The organism is Adlercreutzia sp. ZJ473, assembly GCF_013185065.1.
In the GTDB taxonomy this organism is placed as follows: Bacteria; Actinomycetota; Coriobacteriia; order Coriobacteriales; family Eggerthellaceae; genus CAAEEV01.
This window is the reverse complement of the sequence record NZ_JAAVTO010000050.1, coordinates 1-18,299: the sequence shown is the minus strand read 5'-3', so window position 1 is coordinate 18,299 and position 18,299 is coordinate 1. Positions and strand designations below refer to the sequence as shown.

Annotated in this window: 11 protein-coding genes; 2 read left to right on the top strand and 9 right to left on the bottom strand. The window is 64.5% G+C overall.

The annotated features are described in order from the left end of the window. Positions 1 to 320: 320 nt before the first annotated feature. Complete coding sequence (locus HRL41_RS12500; protein WP_172136724.1) at positions 321 to 1,274, top strand: ORF6N domain-containing protein; 954 nt, start codon at positions 321 to 323, stop codon at positions 1,272 to 1,274. Positions 1,275 to 1,316: 42 nt separating this feature from the next. On the opposite strand, the gene HRL41_RS09580 is transcribed toward HRL41_RS12500, so the two are convergent. Both HRL41_RS09580 and HRL41_RS09575 read right to left on the bottom strand, forming a co-directional pair. Then, entirely contained in the window at positions 1,317 to 1,595 is a 279-nt protein-coding gene (locus HRL41_RS09580; protein ID WP_172136722.1) for a hypothetical protein, read from the bottom strand. After that, positions 1,595 to 1,810 carry a helix-turn-helix domain-containing protein gene (locus tag HRL41_RS09575; protein ID WP_172136720.1) on the bottom strand — a complete coding sequence of 72 codons (216 nt, stop codon included), beginning with the start codon at positions 1,808 to 1,810 and terminating at the stop codon, positions 1,595 to 1,597. Before HRL41_RS09575 ends, HRL41_RS09580 begins: the two co-directional genes overlap by 1 nt. Before the next feature lie 102 nt (positions 1,811 to 1,912). Between HRL41_RS09575 and HRL41_RS12495 the strand changes: the two genes are divergently transcribed. Continuing rightward, positions 1,913 to 2,956, top strand: coding sequence for an ORF6N domain-containing protein (locus HRL41_RS12495; RefSeq protein WP_371808833.1), 1,044 nt, complete (start codon positions 1,913 to 1,915; stop codon positions 2,954 to 2,956). 36 nt (positions 2,957 to 2,992) lie between these two features. Here HRL41_RS12495 and HRL41_RS09565 read toward each other — a convergent pair whose 3' ends face one another. The 7 genes from HRL41_RS09565 to HRL41_RS12205 form a co-directional block, all read right to left on the bottom strand. Continuing rightward, positions 2,993 to 3,481 (bottom strand): molybdenum cofactor biosynthesis protein B, encoded by a 489-nt coding sequence (locus HRL41_RS09565; protein ID WP_165171416.1) that lies wholly within the window; start codon positions 3,479 to 3,481, stop codon positions 2,993 to 2,995. A gap of 215 nt (positions 3,482 to 3,696) precedes the next feature. Further along, a complete protein-coding gene (gene glp / locus HRL41_RS09560; RefSeq protein WP_172136718.1) occupies positions 3,697 to 4,953 on the bottom strand; it encodes a gephyrin-like molybdotransferase Glp in 1,257 nt (418 codons plus the stop codon). Positions 4,954 to 5,088: 135 nt separating this feature from the next. Then, positions 5,089 to 7,539 carry a transglutaminase family protein gene (locus HRL41_RS09555; protein WP_172136717.1) on the bottom strand — a complete coding sequence of 817 codons (2,451 nt, stop codon included), beginning with the start codon at positions 7,537 to 7,539 and terminating at the stop codon, positions 5,089 to 5,091. After that, positions 7,517 to 8,674, bottom strand: coding sequence for a DUF58 domain-containing protein (locus HRL41_RS09550; protein WP_172136715.1), 1,158 nt, complete (start codon positions 8,672 to 8,674; stop codon positions 7,517 to 7,519). The genes HRL41_RS09555 and HRL41_RS09550 overlap by 23 nt, the downstream gene beginning before the upstream one ends. 18 nt (positions 8,675 to 8,692) lie before the next feature. Next, entirely contained in the window at positions 8,693 to 9,643 is a 951-nt protein-coding gene (locus HRL41_RS09545) for a MoxR family ATPase (RefSeq protein ID WP_172136714.1), read from the bottom strand. Next, the gene (locus HRL41_RS09540) at positions 9,640 to 15,837 is read right to left on the bottom strand and encodes a leucine-rich repeat domain-containing protein (protein ID WP_172136712.1); all 6,198 of its coding nucleotides are present in this window, start codon (positions 15,835 to 15,837) and stop codon (positions 9,640 to 9,642) included. The genes HRL41_RS09545 and HRL41_RS09540 overlap by 4 nt, the downstream gene beginning before the upstream one ends. Before the next feature lie 82 nt (positions 15,838 to 15,919). Beyond that, positions 15,920 to 17,701 carry an ATP-binding protein gene (locus HRL41_RS12205; protein ID WP_172136710.1) on the bottom strand — a complete coding sequence of 594 codons (1,782 nt, stop codon included), beginning with the start codon at positions 17,699 to 17,701 and terminating at the stop codon, positions 15,920 to 15,922. Positions 17,702 to 18,299 lie beyond the last annotated feature (598 nt).

Here is an 18,299-nt window from a genome sequence, read left to right as displayed (position 1 = left end):
GGTGAAGAACGGCGAGATGTACTCGATCTAGCCTTCGACGCGAACAATATACACCAGGAGCATGCTCTCATGAGACGAGAGCATGGCGCAGCATGCCCGAAAACAGGTCCTAAATATAGGGATTGACTGCGCCAGCTTGGCGCAGAAATGGCTTTTCCAGCGACACTCGGCTTTGTGCTGTGACATCACCACGTTGAGACAATCGCTTGCTGCGAGTCCGTCGGAAAGACCACCTACGTTATGCCCCAGACGGGATCGCAAGCGCCTTCCACGCTTGATATAATCCACCTCACCAAATTAATAGCGAAGGGGCGGGGGTTATGGCAGGAGAAGAGAAGACCCTATCCGCCAGGCCCATGAAGGCGGAAGAAGACACGTCAGTCGCCATCGTCCCTGCGAACGAGCCGGCCATACGCGACCTCATATACACGGTTCGCGGAATGCAGGTCATGCTCGACAGCGACCTCGCGACGCTCTATGGGGTGGAAACAGGCAATCTGAACAAAGCCGCAAGCAGGAACGCCGAGAGGTTTCCCAGCGAATTCCGCTTCAAACTCACTTCCGACGAATGGAGCGCTTTGCTCTTCCAAATCGGAAGAGCAAAGCCAGAGGGACGCGGCGGCAGGCGAACACCGCCTTACGCATATAGCGAGCAGGGTGTGGCAATGCTATCGGCAATCCTCAAGAGCGAGACAGCCGTGCGCGTAAGCGTGCAGATCATGAAGTCCTTCGTCGAGATGCGCCGTTTCATCGCCAGCAACGCCGCCATGTTCGAGCAGATACGCGCGGTGGAGCTGCGCCAGCTGGAGTACCAGAAGACGACCGACGAGCGCTTCGAGCGGGTGTTCGACTACATGGGTGCGCATGATGCCCCTAAGCAGAAGGTCTTTTTCGACGGCCAGGTCTGGGACGCCTTCGAGCTTCTGGTGTCGCTCGTGAAGCGCGCTACGCGCGAGATCGTGCTGGTTGACAGCTACGTGGACGCAGGCACCCTCAATATCCTGGTCAAGAAGCAGAGCGGCGTGGACGTGACCGTGTGGACTCATCCGGGCACGCGCCTCACCCAGCGCGACGTCGCGACCTTCAACGCCCAGTACCCGCAGCTCACGGTCAAGCAGACCACGGCCTTCCACGACCGCTTCCTCATCCTGGACGGCACGCAAGGCTACTTCGTCGGCGCCTCCCTCAAGGACGCCGGGAAGAAGAGCTTCGCCATCACGCGCATCGAGGACGGCGAGTCCGTTCGCGCCGTGCTCTCGCGCCTCGAGAGGTAGGGGCCAACAAGCCTGTCTGCCTGAGAGGCAGCTGCTGTCAAGCTAAACGCCCAGTCTGTCAATCTGCTTTTGGGCAAATTGGCTTATCTCGCGCAGCTTCCCGAGAGGGCGATTCAGCGTGGCCTCAAGATCATTCAGCAAGGCATCTTTCGCCTGAGCTATGCCTTCGCAGCATTCGTCGACAAGGCGCATCATCCTCCGCCTCGACACGGACAGCTCCTTGGCGAGCATCATGAAGTCATCTCGTGAGACATCATCAACTTTGTCGGTGCCTACGGGGATGCGCTCGCCGTCTATCTCCCCCGAAATCGAAAGTCTCATCAGTTACCTCGCTCTGAGAGGTTGACGTCGATCCCGACCATGTTGGCAACGCGAAGGGCTTTTCCAAGCTGGGCGGTCTCCTTGCCGTTCTCCAATTGAGATACGAACATGAGGCTCGTTCCAGAGGCGTCGGCGAGTTGGCTTTGCGTATAGCCGAGCTTTTGCCGACGAGCACGAATGGCTGCTCCGAGTTCCTTTGCCGATTGGATGCCCATGATGTTCCTTACCGCTCGTTATTATGAGCGCAATAATACCAGACGTATCCGAGTGAATTATTAAGCTCGTAATAACTGCGGAAAATCGACGTCGACGAGCCCATGCTTGACCCTCGTCCCGGCTCTGCCCAAAAGCCATTTCCCGCTTGCTATAATTCACCTCACCAAATTCCTAGTGAAGGGGCGGAAGCTATGGAAAGAGAAGGGAAGGCCCTATCCGCCGGGCCCATGGAGGCGGAAGAAGACACGTCAGTCGCCATCGTTCCTGTGAACGAGCCGGTCATACGCGACCTCATATATACGGTTCGCGGGATGCAGGTCATGCTGGACAGTGACCTCGCGATGCTCTATGGGGTGGAAACAGGCAATCTGAACAAAGCCGCAAGCAGGAACGCCGAAAGGTTTCCCAGCGAATTCCGCTTCAAACTCACTTCCGACGAATGGAGCGCTTTGCTCTTCCAAATTGGAAGAGCAAAGCCAGAGGGACGCGGCGGCAGGCGAACACCGCCTTACGCATATAGCGAACAGGGCGTGGCAATGCTATCGGCAATCCTCAAGAGCGAGACAGCCGTGCGCGTAAGCGTGCAGATCATGAAGTCCTTCGTCGAGATGCGCTACTTCATCGCCAGCAACGCCGCCATGTTCGAGCAGATACGCGCGGTGGAGCTGCGCCAGCTGGAGTACCAGAAGACGACCGACGAGCGCTTCGAGCGGGTGTTCGACTACATGAGCGCGCACGAGGCGCCGAAGCAGAAGGTGTTCTTCGACGGCCAGGTCTGGGACGCCTTCGAGCTCCTGGTCTCGCTGGTGCGGCGCGCCGAGCGCAGCATCGTGCTGGTCGACGGCTACGTGGACGCGGGCACCCTCAACATCCTGGCCAAGAAGCAAGACGGCGTGGACGTGGTCGTGTGGACCCATCCGAACACGCGTCTCACCCAGCGCGACGTCGCGACCTTCAACGCCCAGTACCCGCAGCTCACGGTCGAGCAGACCACGGCCTTCCACGACCGCTTCCTCATCCTGGACGGCGCTCAAGGCTACTTCGTCGGCGCCTCCCTCAAGGACGCCGGGAAGAAGAGCTTCGCCATCACGCGCATCGAGGACGACGGGGCCGTGCGCGCCGTCCTCGCGCGCCTCGAGAGGTAGGGGCCGGCAAGCCTGCTCGCCCGAGCAGCGGAGTTCCTAGTGGCCGCCGCCGGCGGTCATCTTCACGGCGTGGGGTAGCACGCCCACGATGCCCTCCCAGTTCTCGGTGGCCGCCTTCGTGGAGCCGGGCAGGTTGACCACGAGCGTGCTTCCGCGCTGCATGCACACCGCGCGCGAGAGCATGGCGTTCGGCGTGATCTTCAGGCTGTAAGCGCGCATGGCCTCGGCGATGCCGGGCACGTTGCGATCGCACACGTCCATGGTGGCCTCGGGCGTCACGTCGCGCAGCGAGAGGCCGCTGCCGCCGCAGGTGAGCACCACGTCCACCTTCAGGTCGTCGGCGCAGTGCTTGATGGCCTGCGCGATGTGCGGGCGCTCGTCGCGCACGAGCGTGTGGGTGCGGCACACCCACCCCTGCTCGGCGATGAGCTTCTCGAGCGCATCGCCCGCGAAGTCCTGGGTCAGGTCACGCGTGTCGGAACACGTGACGATGCCGAACGTGATGGGCTTGGTTTCCTCAGACATGCTGTCTCCTATCTCAAGTTCTTTATTATCACAGGTTTCAATTCCACAGGTCGTTCGTAGCGTCAGCGAGGCTTCTTGCGGCACCTGAGATAGCCCCGCCGCGCGGCTGAGCGTACTCTGTACGCGAAGGAAAGCGCACAAAGGGCTAGGTCAGGTGCCGCAAGAAGCCGCAGCGTCGAGCAGTCCGTTCGCCCGCCAGGGCGAACGGAACCTCCTTAGAGCGCCACTTCCTCGGGTACGTCGAGCAGGAAGCACTCCACCAGGTCGCCCGCCGCCTTCGACTCCATGCCCTCGGGCATCACGGCCATGCAGTTGCTCTTCTGGATGACGCCGAACAGCCCCGAGCTCTGGTTCTTCGCAGGCGTGACCACGTAGGCGCCCGCCTCGTCCTTCGTGAGCGTGGAGCGCATGAGGATGCGGCGCGGGTCCTTCTTCCGCACGTCCTTCGACAGCGCGGCCATCACGTGCGGGTGCGCGAGGCAGCCATACCCCTGCATCTTGCGCAGCGCCGGGCGGATGATCATCTCGAAGCCGCAGTAGGCCGCGGCCGGGTTGCCCGGCAGGCCGAACACCGGCGTGCCCTTCACCAGGCCGAACGTCTGCGCCTTGCCCGGGCGCATGTTCACCGTGGTCATGTAGAGCTCGCCGGCGGCCTCCACCACGGGCTTGATGAAGTCGAAGTCGCCGTTGGCGGCGCCGCCCGTGGTCACCACGAAGTCGAACCTGTCGGCTGCGGCGAGGACCGCCGCCTCGAGCGCCTCGTAGGTGTCCTCAACGATGGGGAGGATGGTGGGCACGGCGCCCGCCTGCTTGGCGCAGGCCGCCATGGCGTAGCTGTTGGAGTTGCGGATCTTGCCCACCGTGGGAACTTCGCTCGGGTCGACGAGCTCGCTGCCCGTGGCGATGATGGCCACCTTCGGGCGACGGTACGTGGCGAGCTCGAGCACGCCGCAGCCGGCGAGGAAGCCCACGCCCGCGCTGCTGATGACCTCGCCGGCGCCCACGATGACCTCGCCGGCGCGCGCCTCCTCGCCCGCGGGGCGGATGTTGGAGCCCACCTTGGTCGGCGCGGCGAACGACACGACCGAGCCCGGCTTGCCGTCGCCCTCGACCACGCCGACGATCTCGTACTTCACCACGGCGTCGGCGTCGGCGGGCAGCGGCGCGCCCGTCATGATGCGCACGCACTCACCTGGCTCGATGGCGCCCTCGTACACGCTCCCCGCGCCGATCTCGGCGATGACCGCCAGGTTGACGGGCGCCTCCTCGCTCGCCGCCGCGATGTCGGACGCGTGCAGCGCGAAGCCGTCCATGGCCGCGTGGGCGAACGGCGCCACGTCGATGTCGCTGCGCAGGTCCTCGGCGGCCACGCGGCCGATGGCGTCCAGGACGGAAACGCGCTCGGTGGGCAGCGGCTCCACGTGCGACAGGACGAGCTCGACCGCCTCCTCGAGCGAAATCATCTCAGGCATAACTCCCCTTTCGAAACAGGCGCGCAAAGCCCTCGGCGCGCCTCCGTGCATCGACACTCATTATACCGCTGAAAGAATAAGCTATGACGAGAACATCTGCAGCGCCAAACAACCCCCGGCCGCTCGCCTCTCCCGCTACGCGCGAGGCGAGCGGAAGCGGGCAAGCGGGATGAGATAGAGCGCAGCGTACCGGTAGACGAGGCGTCGCGGCAGGCTCGCGCGCTGCCAGTTGCCGGCCTCGAGCTTCTCGAGCAGGGACTCGGCGATGCGCACCTCGAAGTCCTGGAGCGGCACCTGTCCGTAGCGCTCGCGCTCCATGAGGGCGATCACGCGCAGATACTCGGACGGATGCACCTCGGGGCGCGCCTGCGCAAGCGCGTCCGCGCGCTCGCGCGGCTTCACGCCGAGCTCCACGCCCGCGTCGGCCGCAAGCCGCTGCAGGCGCTCGAACAGAAGCGCCGATGCCGCGCCGCGCTCGCACGCGCCGCGCAGCCGCGCGCTGCGCAGCCGCAGGCGCACGAGGCGCTGCAGCTCGAGCACGCCCGCCACGCACAGAAGCTCGATCATGCACAGAAGAACCAGGCCGACCCAGGCGAAGGGGCGCAGCTCCTCAGGCAGAAGCTCGGTCCAGTCCGGCGCTCCCTCGCCCGTCGAGCCCGTGTTCGCGTCGTCGTCGCCGCCGCCCGCCACCTCGCGCGCGATCTCGACCGTCTCGCCCGATCCGTAGACGCGGTCGTAGAACCCCGGCGTCACCTCGACGGGCAGCCAGCCCGCGCCGTCGACGTACACCTCGACCCACGCATGCGCGTCGCCCTCGTCAAGCGCGCACGAGGTCTCGTTTGCCTCCCCCATGCGCACGAGCGCGTCCTCGTCAAGCAAATAGCCCTCCACGTAGCGCGCGGGAATGCCCTCCTGGCGGAAGGCGAGCACCGCCGCGCTCGCGAACGCTGCCGCATTGCCCTCGCGCGCGTCCTCCAGAAACCACGTCACGTAGTCGGCCGGCTGCTCGCCCGCAGGCGCGAACCGCACGCCCTGCGCGTTGTAGTCGCAGCCCACGTCGAGCATCGTGCGAATGCGCGTGGCCGCCGCGTACAGCGTGCCGTCCTCGTCGTCCCACGTATCGTCAGAGAAGAAGAAGCGCTCGACGGCAGGCACCACCTCATCGGAAACCTCGAGGTAGCGGTCGTAGACGAAAGAGCGATACGCCAGCTCGCTGCGCAAGAAGTCCTGCTCGCGCGCGGCGGGGTCGTCTTCCGCAGGCGTGGCGGCGCCAGCGTCCGCGTCGAGCGCGGCCGCCTCCTCGTACACCCAGTCGCTCGGGATCGCCATCTCGGCCATCTGCGCGTCGGGTACCACCTCGAACGTCGCGCTCTCGTTGCCGCCGAGCCGGTCAGTCGTGCGGTACAGGTCGAGCAGTGAGCCCGCACCGCCCGCCGCCGCAGACGTCGGGGCGTACGCGTACTTCCGATACGCGCCGGGCGCGCTCACCGTCACGTCAACGGCGTCAGCGACGCCGCCCGCCTCCACGTCATCGAGCGCTCGGTAGGCCGCATACTGAGACAGCGCGTCAAAGCCACGGTCGTCAAGCCAGCTGAACAGCCCCGTCCAATCGCCTTCGTAGTCCGCAGGCTGCAAGCACTCGAAAGCCGTTCCCGTGTACGTCGCGCCCGCGAACCCGCGCAGATAGAGCGGCTCGGACTTGCGCACGGCATCGACGTCGGCGAAGCTCACCTCAAGGCGCTCAGCCGGCTGACCGCCTGGCGCCACGTTCATCGCGTGCGCCGCAGCGAGGTCACCCTGAGGCAGCGTGTCCGATCCGAAGCGCAGCTCGTCAACGGCGTCGACCGCGCCTGCCTTCGCCGCATGCAGCCTCGCGTTCCCCTGGTATCCCGCGCACACGACCAGCACCGCGCACACGACGACGGCCGTCGTCACGGCAAAGGCAGGCGCGGCGCGCAGCGACGCGGCGGCACGGTGGGAGCAGCAGCTTACCAGCACCAAGCCCCCGAGAACCAGGCAGCCGAAGGCGGGGGCGCTGAGCGTCTGCAGGAACAGCCCCGCCGCGATGAGCAGCACCGCTATGGAGCCCGTCGCAAACGCGAGGCGACACGCGCACATCACGTGCGCCAGCAGACCCGCGGCCAAGCCCGCGAACGCGGCGAACATCAGAGTCGCAGCCTCGGGAACGCCCGCCACCGCGAAGTGCAGCACGTAGCCGTCCACCTGGGCGTTCCATGCGTCGATGAACATGTTCGCCAAGCCCGCACCCGCCGCGCGCAGCAAGGGGCCGCCCGTGGCGAGGAGCGCCGCCAAGACGAGCACCGCAAGCGCCGCAACCACACCGTACGCGATGCGCGAGGGCCGCGTCGCAGCCAAGAGAGCAACCGTGAGCGCCGCGGTGAACACGCCCGCAGCCACGACATACGCAGGCCATGGAGCAACGAGCAGAGCGAGCACCATGCCCACAGCCAGCAGGACGGCCGCTAGCGCCTCGAGCCCGCGCGCCGATGCGCCCACACGCGCGCCGGCAAGGCCGGCTGCCGCGCCATCCGCCCGCGCGCCGTCAGAGCGTGATGCGATGCTCATGGTCAGCCACCCCCTTCGCGCGCAGCGTGAAGAGCCCGTAGCGCTCGCTGACCGAGCTCGCGGAAGCCGCGAGCTCGTCGTCCGTCACCACGACCACCGTCAAGTCGACCGTCTGCGCGAGGTCGGCCCAGGTGGCCTCGTCGTAGAAGCACGTCACCAGAACGACCTTCGTGAAGCGCTCGGAAAGCGTCTCCCCTGCCACCACCTGGGACACCTCGCGCACCGAAGACGCGAGCGGCGTCGAAAGCAGACCCTCCGAGAACGCCGCGTGCGTCGCAACGTCATCAACCAGCTGGCAGCTCACCCGCTGCTCGTGCAGGTAGCCCGCATCGTGGAACACGCCCGCGCGCAGCAGCGCCTCGGAGAGCGAGAGCACCACGGAGGCCACGCCGTTGCACGCCTCGTCAGACGCCTCCCTGCAGCCGCAGGCCACGAGCGCCACGTCGTAGTCAGCAGGACGCGAGAACTGCCGCGCGATCAGGGTGTCGAACTTCGTCGAGAGCTTCCAGTGGATGCTCGCCAGAGAGTCGCCGGGAACGTACTCACGCACGTCGAACACCTCGCCCACGTCTTGGCCGCTCTTCGTGTTGTCGAACGCGTCGCCGAACACGTGCGCCTGCGGCGTCTGCGAGAGCATCACCTCGGTGCGCACGCGCATCGGGCGCATCACGCTCTCGCAGCTCAGGTCGAGCGGCAGGCGAGCGACGAACAGCCCCAGCGGGTCGCTCAGGCGCGCGTCCCGCGCCTCCACGAGCATGCGCCCGTAACGGTCGGACAGCACGGGCAGGTCACATGCGGGGCGCCGCGTGCTGAGCGCCGCCTCGACCTCGCGCTCCTCCTCCGTTCCGAACACGCAGTTCACGACGCGCACGCGCAGCGAGATCACGGCCAAGCACAGCGGGAGCCCGCGCTCAAGGCGCAGGCTGACGGCGCGCCCCTCGCCGATCTGGTAGGACGGCGCCACGTCAACCGTCACGCGCGTAAGCGCCGCTGCAAGGCGCAGCTGGGCGAACAGCACGACGGGCACGGCCACCGACGCCAGCAGAAACGCCAGCGACAGGGAGCTGTCCGCCCAGAAGTGGACCACCGCGGCGAGCACGATGACGAGCACGGATGCGATGCGGTTCTTCAGCATGGGAAGACCTGAGCGCCCCTAGCGCAGCATCGGGGAGCCCAGCGTGGGCACGGGCACCATCTCGATGACCTCGTCGAGCACGTCAGCCGCCGACACGCCGTCGATGCGCGCCTGCGGGCGCATGGTCATGCGGTGCGCGCACACGTCCCTGAACACGTAGAGCACGTCATCGGGCGTCACGTAATCGCGGTCGGAGAGCACGGCCGACGCGCGCGCCATGCGCACGAGCGCCAGCACGCCGCGCGGGCTCACGCCGAGCTGCACGAGCGGCATGGTTCGCGTAGCCTCGCACAGGCGCACGGCGTAGTCCATGATCTCGCGCGACACGCGGATGGTGGTCAGGTAGTGCTGGATCATGAACAGGTCGTCGCGCGTGGCCACCTCGCGCACGTCATCGAGCGGCGTCGATACCAGCTGGTCCTCGATCATGCGGATCTGCATGTCATGGCTGGGATACCCGATGGACAGCTGCACCATGAAGCGGTCGAGCTGCGAGTCGGGAAGCGGCTGCGTGCCCGCCGAGCCCATGGGGTTCTGCGTGGCGATGACGATGAACGGCCTGGGGATGTGGTGCGTCACGCCGTCGACGGTGACGCACTGCTCCTCCATCACCTCGAGCAGCGCCGCCTGCGTCTTGGCCGAGGTGCGGTTGATCTCGTCGCCGAGGAGCAGGTTGCAGTCGACTGCGCCCATCTTGAACTCGAAGGAGTCGGTCTGCTTGTTGTACATGCTGAAGCCCGTGATGTCGGAGGGCATGGTGTCGGGCGTGAACTGCACGCGGCGGAAGTCGAGGCCGAGCGCGCGCGAGAACGCGAGCGCCAGCGTGGTCTTGCCCACGCCGGGCGTGTCCTCGAGCAGGATGTGCCCGCCCGCGTAGACGGCCATGAGCACCTTGCGGATCACGTCGTCCTTGCCCACGATGGCCTTAGCCACCTCGCGGATGATCTGCTCGTTCTTCTTGATTATCATGCGGTCTCCCCCTCGGTGGGCTCGGCAGAACGGGTTGCGGAAGACGAGGCCTCGGCTGCGACAGGCGCGAGGTCGGAGTTAGTCGCCGCAGCAGGCTCGGGGGCGGGATCGGCTGCGGCAGGCTCAGGGCTGGAGCCAGCTGCAGCGTCAGACGCGGAATCGTCGGGTGCAGCAGCAGGCGGGGCCGCAGAGTCAGCGGGCACAGGTTCGGCAGCAGGCGAAGCCGCAGGCTCACCAGGCGCGGGCTCGGCAGCAGGCGGCGCCTCGACGCCCTCAGCGTCCCCGGCGCCCGTGCTCGCCGCGCCCTCGGCGCTCGCACTCGTGCTCGCGACGTTCTCGGCCGGCGATTCCTCCGCAGGTACCGCGCTCTCGGCAGGCGCGCCCTCCGCACTCACCGCGCTCTCGGCAGGCGCGCCCTCTTCGTTCACCGCACTCGCAGCGCTGGCATCCGCCGCAGGCTCGGCGCCGTCAGCGGCCGCCACGCTCGAGGTGCCCATCGCATCTGCCGCTCCTTCGGCAGCTGCATTCGCCGCTGCTGCGTCCTCCGAGCCGCCAGCGCCGCTGGCGCCCTCGGAGCCCTCGGCATTCGCGCCCGCCGCACTCTCGACGTCCTCAGCGCTTGCGCTCGCCACGCCCTCAGCTGGCGCGTCCTTCGCGCGCGCAGCGCTGTCAGCATCTGCGGCAACCTCAGCGACCTTGCTTGCCGCATCTGCCGCGGCCTCCTCCGCCTCCTCTGCGGCGGCTTCGGCTGCAGCAGCTGCAGCCTCGTCGAACAGCATGCCCTTCGCGGCCTCCTCGCCGATCGAGGCGGCGAGCACCGGTAGGTAGGCGTCATACGTGCCGTCGGACACCTTCAGCCTGAAGCCTTCCGCCATGTTCGCAAACGCGTTCACGCCGAGCGTCGGCGCCGACTGCAGCTCGATGGAAGCCAACCCCACGCACCCATCGAACGCGTTCGCCCCGATGTAGGTCAACGAACTCGCCAGCGCAAACGAGCCAGCGTCCGCCTCGTTTGCGAACGCACCTGCGAACGCTCCATCTCCGATACTCTCCAAGTTCTCATACTTCCCTGGCGTCCAGCTCTCGTTCGCCGTCAGCGACGTGCACCCCGCATACGCGCCCTTGCCGATGCGCTTGAGCGCAGTAAGGGCCGCCGTCGTGCCACCTGTGCGCGTGAGATTCGGACAGTTCTTGAAGCAGTCCTCTGGATACTCCTCCAACGCAGAGTAGATGCTCACTTGCGTGACGCTGTCACACTCCGCGAAACACGCCTTGCCAACCGATGTCGCGTTCTTCGGAACCATGGGCGTCTTAAGCGAGTCGCAATTGTAGAAGGCATAAGCACCCAAATTTATGATTTTATCGAACTTGCTCGTATAGGGCACGCTCCTCAAGCGAGTACAATCGCGGAAGGCTCCGTCCTCGATGCTCTCAAGATGCATCTGCAGGATGTACGCCTGCTTGCCGTCTATCGTCATGCGCACTGAAGTCACGGTTGGCAGCGATGAGCAGCCTGCAAAAGCTTCAGCACCTATCGTCGCCGTCTGGGCGTAAAACTGCGCCTCGACAAGGCTCGTACAACCTGCAAAGGCACGTGTGCCAATGCGTGGTATCACATCGTTAGTGCTGTTTCCCAAGCTAACCTTGGATAGGCTCGTGCAGCCCTCGAATACGCCTTCGCCCCACGTGGGGATATTGCCGTTTATGCTCACAGTTTGGATGCTGCTGCAGTTCGCGAAAGCTTGATCGCCCAACGCGAGAGAAGTGCCTTCTTCGAACGTAACCGACTCGATTCCCGCACAGCCTGTGAATGCGCCGTCGCCGATGCCAACTACAGAGCTATCAATGGAAACTGTGCCGTGCAGGTTTGGCAACGCGTCGGTGACGACCCAGCCCTTGTCAGTCATTTCGTAGGTGATGCCACGCAGCGTCTCAGACGTCTCGCTGCGTACCTCGAGTGCGCGCAGTGCGCACCCCTCGCCATACACAGGGTCAAGCACCGGCTCATAGGCGCTCAGATACTTCTCATACGCCTGCTGGTCACGCACCCAGATGCGCACGTACTCGGGAATGATCTCGCCGAACACCGTCTCGCCAAGCGGCGCGGGCTCTTCCGAGGGAAGCTCCACAATGGAGAGCAGCGGGCAGCTTTCAAAGCACTCGTCCGATACTTTCGCCAAGTTCGAAGGCATCGTGACGCGCAAAAGAGTGTCGCACCCGCGGAATGCGCGGTCGCCGACAAGGGTTAGCCGTGAGCATCCCGACAAGTCGACCCGTTCAAGAGCGTCACAATCCTCGAACGAGCATGCGCCCATCACCTCAAGCAGCTGCTGCTGGTGCTTGTCGATCTCCAAACTCGTCAGGCTCACGCAGCCGTAGAAACTGTAGCGCCCGATAGTCGCCACGGAGCTCTCCATACGCAAGGACGTTAGCGAGCTGCAGTCGCAAAACGCATTCTCGCCCAAGTCAGTGAGCGACTTCGGAAGCGTGACGGTTTTCAGGCCATTGCATTTCTCGAACGCCCCCGCCCCGATATGCCTGAGCGACTTCATGTCAAACGTCTGCTTGGCGTTCTGACAGAACACCACGCACCCCGAGAACGCACGATCACCTACCCAGGTGAGCTCACCCACATTAGAGCCAGGGTCAACATAAATGAGCTGCGCGCAAGCATAGAAGCACTCGTCACCCACCACCGTGACATTCGGCGTCGAGAGGGCGGCAAGCGCTGTGCAGCGTTGGAACGTTCTCGGTGCCAGCTCAACCAGACCGTCTGCGGCGAAATCCCTCAATGCCGCGCAGTCGGCAAAGGCGCTCTCCCCCACCACAACAGTCGAATCAGGAAGGCTGACGCTTCTCAGCTCAGCGCAGTCGGCAAAGGCGTACGCGCCTACCGTTTCGAGCAAAGCGAATTGAGCAAAATCAGCTTCTGAAATAGAGGAGCCCTCGAAGCAGTGAGCGCCGATCGAGACGAGTGTCTCGGGCGACTCGAACCCGAAGACGCCGCCGGAGTTCAGAAAGCCCCTCAACGCATTGTCGCCCAAGTGGGTCGTGCCCTGGCGCACTGTCAAACTCGCAGCATCAGTGGGAACGTTGACCAAGGTGAGCTCGTTGTCGGAACCTTTTGCGTAGATCGCTCCTATCTGGGTATCGCAGTCGTATGACACCTCCGCCCCCGACTGGTACAACATAGCGTCGCCTACGTCGAACGCCTCGCTGAGCACACCGCTCACCAGTACCGACTCAAGCCTTCCGCAGCCAGCAAAGACGCTCTTGCCAACTTTGCTCACCGACGCGGGCACATGGACGATCTCAAGCGACGCACAGTCCGAGAAGGCTCCGTCAGCGATCTCGACCGTACCTGCCTCGGGTTCGAAGAAGGTTTGGCCCTCGTCGTACACCTCGACGAGGAGCAGCTTTTGCTCGGCTTCGTCGAGCACTTGATACTTCGCACTGCCTATATAGCGGTACATTACATCAGAGGGCTTGATGAGCTCTTTGGCGGCATCCTCGTCCAAATCGAGCGCTGCGCTCCAAGTTGTGAGGTACTCTCCATAGAGTACGCTTGGAACGTAGAATATCGTGCCCGGCAAGCCATCCTCGCCGAAGGCATGCGCGTCAACGGTGACCACCTCAGCACTCGAAAGCGTCACCGACGCCACGTTGCCCAGCCCGACCAGGCTCTCCGCACCAAGATGCTTCAAGGTCGCAGGCAGCACGATCTCTTTCAGCTTTGCCGAGGCCGTGAACGCGCCTGGGTCAACCTCTTCCACGCCCTCAGGTACGATGCACGCACCTGGTACATCGGACCGCACGCTTGCGAGCACCTGAGGCTCGGCAGCGCGCACTACCACGCAACCAGAACTGTCAAGCGCATACGCACCCGGCGCGACGACCTCGCCACCCGCGTCGCCGAGAACGCCCACGAGCAAATCGCTGCCCGCATCACCAAGCGCTACGACCCAGCGTTTGCATGCGACGTCGTAAGCGGAGTCAGGCACGTATATACTGCCTGACGCCCCCGATACAGCTGCGCCTTCAACGGGACTCTCGCTCTCGAAGCACAGCTCGATGATGCGCGCGTCCGCAAAGCAGCCTTCCTCCAGGCGCTTTATGTGGGATGGAACGACAACGACGAACTTGTCACCTTCGCCATCACCAGAGCATCCCGCAAACGCTTCCTTTCCGATGACTTCAACACCAGGAAGCCACGAGTCCGTTCCCTTGTCGAAACTCTCATGCTTGGGCGGCACATAGAGCATGCGAAGGCCATCAGCGCTATAAAGCGCACCGCCATGCGATCTGTAGGTCTGGCTGTTGCCGTCACCTACCTTGATGCACTTCAGATTCGGAAAGCACCGCGTGACGCTCTTGAAGTCGATCTCGAGCACGCTCTCGGGAATCACAAGACTCGTCACATTCTTGTTGACCTTCTCGAGTGACACCTTGGTGACCCCGCAGGGAACGGACACTTCGACTTCCGCGCCATCGTCCGCTTGATTCTCGTAGCCGACGAATACCTGGTCACCGCAGTACGACACACTCGCATCACCTGCTACACGCCTGATCAGACAGCCCGCAGGAACATCATCCACCATATCGACGACGATCTTGGTCTTGCCCGCCTCAGCGTACAACTCAGGCAGGTAGACGCATTCCACGCCCTCCTCGAGCTGGTTACCCGAAACCATGCGAAAGCCTGTGACCATCTTCTTGAGGTACTTGTTCGCACCTGCGTCCAACGGCTCAAGCACCCATACGTTATGGTACGTCTTGTCCGTGTCGTTAGGAGCATTTTTGAACGCCTCCGCCACCGAGCCCATGCCGAGGATGGTTATCATGCGCCGATGAGCCTCCGTCAAATCAACGAACGCGCCACCAATGCCCATGCGCAAGATGGGGTCTTCCGAAGAGGAGGCAACAGCTTTCTGCATGTCCTCAGGCAGGAATCTGCTCGGATACTCCACCGGGCGGTACGGGGGGTTGAGAGTCCCATCGTCGCTAGTGCCGTACCTGACATGGACGTATCCCCTCAGGATAACGAACGGCTTGGATTCGACCTGATCGCCATAAGTGAACGTGGCGTAGTGCGTACCCGACGTCCACTTGGTGGAAATGCTCACTTTGTAGGGATCGTCACCATCATAGAAGATCTCTCGCGGTTTGAGGGGCGTCCCGTCGGGGGCCTCGAATATCGCCATCACATGCACGTCACTCGGGTGAAACGCCTCGCCCGACACAAACGTCCAGTTAGACGGCACTTCGACCTCAATATCCACCAGAGTGTTACCCTCTGGATCTTTGCAGGGGGGCCTATTATCTTCGGCCTGGTCTGGATCACCGCCCTCGCCAGCGTCAGGCACATCGGAAGCATCACCCTCGCCAAGGCCTCCAGAACCAGGCTCGTCACCACCGGGCGCATCGCTCTCGCCGGGACCGCTCGGGTCGTCTTCTTCGCCGGGACCGCTCGGGTCGTCGCCCTCGCCAGCGTCACCGCTAGGCGCATCACCCTCGCTCGTGTCACTTGAACCACCGCTTGGAACGCTCGGACTGCCGGGGTCGCTTGGCTCTTCGCTGGAACCAGTGCCGGGATCATCGCTAGGATCATCGCTGGGGGGGGTGCTTCCACCAGAGCCAGAATCGCCGCCGCCATTGGGATCAGGGGAGTTCTCGCCGCCGGATGCGCCGCCACCGGAGCTCTCGCCTTCTCCTTCGCCGCCAGATGCGCCCTGAGCGTCCGAGCCCGACGAGCCGGGCACGACGGCAGCGCTGCCGCCTTCCGGCGCATCAGCGTCAGCTTCATGCGGAACGTTCGGGACGATCGGAGTGTCCGAGCTGGTCGGCTCCGCCACGACGACGGTGTCGTCGCCCACCAGCGTGCTCGCATCGGTCTTGACGGTGTTGCCGATGACGGCCGTCGTCTGCCTGTTGGCAGCCGCGCGCTCCGGGGTGGCTGCGCGTTCCGGATCGTCTGCGTCAGCCGCAGCAGCCTCGGGCAGCGGGGCAGGCTCGCTGCTCAGGCCCTCGTCTTCGCCCTCGTCCTCGTGGATGAGGTTGTCAGACTCGTCGACTTCGCCCACCTGGTACGACACGGCGCCGAACATCTGGCCGTTCTCGTAGACGTTCTGCTCCCAGGCCATCTCGCCGAAGAAGTCTGTGCCGAGCGGACCCGTGAGCGCCACGTAGCCCGCCATGCCCGTGAGCACCAGGCCCGCGGCAACTCCCACGACCTGTGTCGCATGACCCGCCAGGACGCCTGCTATCATCTTCATCGCCTTAAACATGCATAACACCCCTCTGCATGCTCATGGCAAGCTCTGCGTTGATCAGATGCTCGAGCTGCTCAAACTCAACGGGCTTCGAGATGTGCCCGTTCATGCCCACCTCGCGCGAGTGGCGCTTGTCCTCCATGTAGGCGTCGGCCGACAGCGCGAAGATGGGCGTGGTCTGCGCGTCAGGACGCGAGAGCGCGCGGATGCACTGAGCGGCCTCCCAGCCGTTGCGGTTGGGCATCTGCACGTCCATGAGGATGACGTCGAAGTGGTCAGGCTCGCTGCGCTCGAAGATCTCGCACACCTCCACGCCGTCGACGGCATGCTCCACCTGAGCGCCGAGCTCCTCGAGCATGTCGATCGCGATGCTCGCGTTGAGCATGTTGTCCTCGGCGAGCAGTATGGTGCTGCCCGCCAGCTTGAAGCCGCCGTTGTCGGGGGTGAGCTCGACCACAGCTGCCTCGCCCGACGCCAGGTAGGCCGCCACCTCCTCCTCGGAGGCGATGGGCAGTCCCAGGTGGATCTCGAAGGTGGTGCCCACGCCCACCTCGGACTCGACCGAGATCTGGCCGCCCATGAGGCGCGTGAGCTGGTCGGTGATGGCCATGCCCAACCCCGTGCCGCCGAAGCGCCGCGAGATCGAGCGGTCTTCCTGCGAGAAGGGGTTGAACAGATCCACGAGGAACTCCGGCGACATGCCCTTGCCCGTGTCGGACTCCACGAACGCCACGTGCAGAACGCCGTCGGAAACCTGCAGGCACCGCAGCGACAGCGTGATGGTGCCGCCGGGGTTGGTGAACTTCTGCGAGTTCGAGAGCAGGTTCGTGATGATCTGGGTCAGCCGCAGCTCGTCGCCGATGACGTAGGTGGCCGGCAGCGGGTCGACGCTCACCTCGAAGCTGATGCCCTTCGAGGCGATCATCTCGCCGAAGATGTTCTGCTCGGAGCGGATCACGTTGGTTATGTCGAAGCAGCGCTGCTCGATCTCGAGCTTGTCGTTGTCGATCTTGGAGATGTCGAGCACGTCGTTGATAACCGAGAGCAGGTACCTCAGCAGGTCGTCGGCTTGCGTGAGGTAGCCCTCCATGCGGACGGCGTCGTCAAGATGCAGCTTCGCGAGCGACAGCGTGCCCATGATGCCGTTCATGGGCGTGCGGATCTCGTGGCTCATGTTTGACAGGAACATGAGCTTGGCGCGCTCGCCCGACTCGGCGCGCTCGCGCTGCTCGACGAGCTCGCAGTGCATGTTGTGGGCCGACGTGACGTCGCGCGCGGAGATGAGCACCTTCCCCTCGCCGCACGGCACCACGCGCAGCATGCCCCAGCGCGGCACGTCAGGGGCCTCGGGCGTGATGCGCGCCACCGCCTCGCTGCTGAAGGAGAACTCCATCGCGAAGGGGCTTGACCTGTCCCAGCCCTCGATGGCCTCGCGCACGTCAAGCAGCGAGTCGTGCGCGATGGCGCGGGCAAGCGCCTCGACGTCGCCTGCGAGCGCGCGGCCGTCGATCCCCAGGATGCGCTCGACGGCCGAGGCGCTGACCACGCGATGGGCCGAGGCGTCATAGAGGACGAGGGCCTCGTCGCAGGCTTGGTCGACCGCCCCGAAGAAGGAGTCGGCACGCGCATGGCCCGCGCTCGCGGAGCGCGCGGCACCGCCCGAACGGCTCCGCCTCGCGCTGCCTGCGCGGCGAATGATCGAGAGCGTGGCGCAGAAGAGGGCAATCGCCACCACCAGGGCCGCGATACCGCATACGAAAAGCGCGTTGTCCTGCAGCACCTCGAGCACGTACGCCCCTCTCCCAAATTCACATGCGAAATCCCTACGCGAAACCTCGCACGTCAAGACGCATGTCGCAAAAAAGCGTCTTGACTTTAATCAAAGCCTAGCTTTCCTTATTATGCCACAGATCGCGGATAAACTGATATAACCTCATCATTGTCCCATCGTGCTTCGCCGTGCGCCTATGCGCCACCTGGGACCTCAAGACGCAGCAGCCAGGAAGACGGCGCAAGCGAGCCTGAGGACGGCGAATGCCAGCTCTGATCCCCGCTCTGTCACCCCTCCCCCTTCTGGAATCTGCGGTTTGTCTGGCGCAGGACGGCGTCGGCGTTTACAAGCGCCCAACCTCTGGTAACATACCTATCAGAGAATGCACGGAGATTTACAGACAACGCAGGTAAAGCAGGAAAACGAGCTGATGCCAGCCCCCCGCCAACAGAACGTCCGCCGTTCGCGCGCCGCGCGCGCGCAGGACGCGTGCGCCCTGAGGGGGCTTTCCGTGCTTCCGGCCGCGCCTGCGGACACGCCTTCGACGGCGCCTGCGGCTGCCCCGGCGCGCCGCCCGCATCCCACGTGCCGCCCGCACCGCGCGCGCCGCAGCGTC

Bases quoted from the DNA above. Each gene is read 5' to 3' on its own strand.
- HRL41_RS12500 (WP_172136724.1), top strand. From the start codon at position 321: ATGGCAGGAGAAGAGAAGACCCTATCCGCCAGGCCCATGAAGGCGGAA.
- HRL41_RS09580 (WP_172136722.1), bottom strand. From the start codon at position 1,595: ATGAGACTTTCGATTTCGGGGGAGATAGACGGCGAGCGCATCCCCGTA.
- HRL41_RS09575 (WP_172136720.1), bottom strand. From the start codon at position 1,810: ATGGGCATCCAATCGGCAAAGGAACTCGGAGCAGCCATTCGTGCTCGT.
- HRL41_RS12495 (WP_371808833.1), top strand. From the start codon at position 1,913: ATGCTTGACCCTCGTCCCGGCTCTGCCCAAAAGCCATTTCCCGCTTGC.
- HRL41_RS09565 (WP_165171416.1), bottom strand. From the start codon at position 3,481: ATGTCTGAGGAAACCAAGCCCATCACGTTCGGCATCGTCACGTGTTCC.
- glp (WP_172136718.1), bottom strand. From the start codon at position 4,953: ATGCCTGAGATGATTTCGCTCGAGGAGGCGGTCGAGCTCGTCCTGTCG.
- HRL41_RS09555 (WP_172136717.1), bottom strand. From the start codon at position 7,539: ATGAGCATCGCATCACGCTCTGACGGCGCGCGGGCGGATGGCGCGGCA.
- HRL41_RS09550 (WP_172136715.1), bottom strand. From the start codon at position 8,674: ATGCTGAAGAACCGCATCGCATCCGTGCTCGTCATCGTGCTCGCCGCG.
- HRL41_RS09545 (WP_172136714.1), bottom strand. From the start codon at position 9,643: ATGATAATCAAGAAGAACGAGCAGATCATCCGCGAGGTGGCTAAGGCC.
- HRL41_RS09540 (WP_172136712.1), bottom strand. From the start codon at position 15,837: ATGGCGGGCTACGTGGCGCTCACGGGTCCGCTCGGCACAGACTTCTTC.